Below are 1,374 nucleotides of genomic sequence, written 5' to 3' on the forward strand. Positions count from 1 at the left end.
GTTTTCTACAGAGCATGATTTATTTTCTTATGAAAGTTTAAAAGCTCCTGAGGGAATTGGTAAAGTTTTGGGAATGATTGCAGCGCGTTTATCGTATGTAAATGATTTACAAAAAGAGCTTGATCATTACAAATTGGTTACAACAGAAGCCAAGCGTGTTTTAACAAACGCTGTTGCAAAAGCAGCATAAGACAGTAGCGGCACGGCGGGGGTGCCCCTTTTAAAACATTGTTTATAATCCTATTGAGCGGTAAGTACTGCCCAAGTTATCTCAGTGATCATGAGGAGTGATTTCTATTTAAAATATCTTGTATCTTTTAGAATCATTCAGCTAAAAAATAAAAGTTATGAAATTTTAATTGTAGAAGCAATACGAGTTTTAGAATAAGTTTATTATAAATAGCTGTTTAGTTTTAAGTAAAACATCCCCTTCCCCATCTTTAAGGTGGGGAAGATGTTTCAAGCAGCGTTTTTGATTGTAATAACCACTTGCTTACCAAGAACAGTCAGTGCTTGCTCTAGTGTTTGAAGCTTAGTTGGATAATTTGGATCAAGAATGCGTCTTGCTTCTGTTTCTTTCTTCCCCAAACGATTAGCTAATTCTGTTTTGGTAATATGGGCTTCATTAAAAGCTTCTACCACTGCGAGCTTAAGGGCATTCCACGCATCCACCGTTACCTCTACAAGATCTTTATATTGCTGTGGTGTAGGGAGAGACAAACCACGCATCGGATAGCTACGTAATGCTAATCCTAAAGCTTCAACAGCATTCTCTAATGCCTCTGCCCTATTTTCTCCAGCTGTTATTGCTTCTGGTACATCTGGAAAGGTTACAACAAAACCACCATCTGGATCAGTTTCAAATTTTGCTTGATAAGTATATTCCATATCTCTAAATCTCCTTGCTATTATGAAAGTGCTTCTGTGAGAGGTATAAAAACATTTAGAAAACTTCACACCCCTAACTGTTTTTTGATTATTTTCACATAGAGTGGGGTTAATTCACCAGATTTTATAACGGTCGTCTTATCTCCAAAAGTTACCAAATAATGCGATCCTTTGCCTGCATCTGGAGCTTCACTGTAATGAACACCTCTTTTTCTGGCTTCTTTACGTAACTCTCTAAGCAACGCTTCTCTTTTCATTAATCCTCTCCCACTTTGTAATAAAACTAATATCGCACAAAAAGGTTCGATAGTCAACAATAAATCGTACAAAAAAGTTTGATACAGACTTTGCTAATTTAGATGATGCTTATTGAAAAACTGAAGGCAAAACGAAAAAGCTATACCATTTGTAAGATATGGCTTTTTGCTTAAATAATTTATCAAGCAGCATTGTAATCTAATACTTTAAAATCTGTTATTAATTAAC

The 1,374-nt window shown here is 35.6% G+C and carries 2 protein-coding genes and 1 pseudogene; 1 reads left to right on the forward strand and 2 read right to left on the reverse strand.

The features are described 5' to 3' along the window. Nucleotides 1-190: pseudogene (locus tag BN202_RS08795) on the forward strand (Rha family transcriptional regulator); the annotation flags it as partial. Between the two features lie 269 nt (nucleotides 191-459). Here BN202_RS08795 and BN202_RS08800 read toward each other — a convergent pair. Together BN202_RS08800 and BN202_RS08805 are read right to left on the reverse strand one after the other, a co-directional pair. After that, the gene (locus BN202_RS08800) at nucleotides 460-888 is read right to left on the reverse strand and encodes a type II toxin-antitoxin system HicB family antitoxin (protein WP_019220280.1); all 429 of its coding nucleotides are present in this window, start codon (nucleotides 886-888) and stop codon (nucleotides 460-462) included. A 65-nt stretch (nucleotides 889-953) separates the two neighbouring features. Beyond that, nucleotides 954-1,145, reverse strand: coding sequence for a hypothetical protein (locus BN202_RS08805; protein ID WP_019220281.1), 192 nt, complete (start codon nucleotides 1,143-1,145; stop codon nucleotides 954-956). Nucleotides 1,146-1,374: the final 229 nt, after the last annotated feature.

It is taken from the genome of Bartonella florencae (genome assembly GCF_000312525.1).
In the GTDB taxonomy this organism is placed as follows: Bacteria; Pseudomonadota; Alphaproteobacteria; order Rhizobiales; family Rhizobiaceae; genus Bartonella; species Bartonella florencae.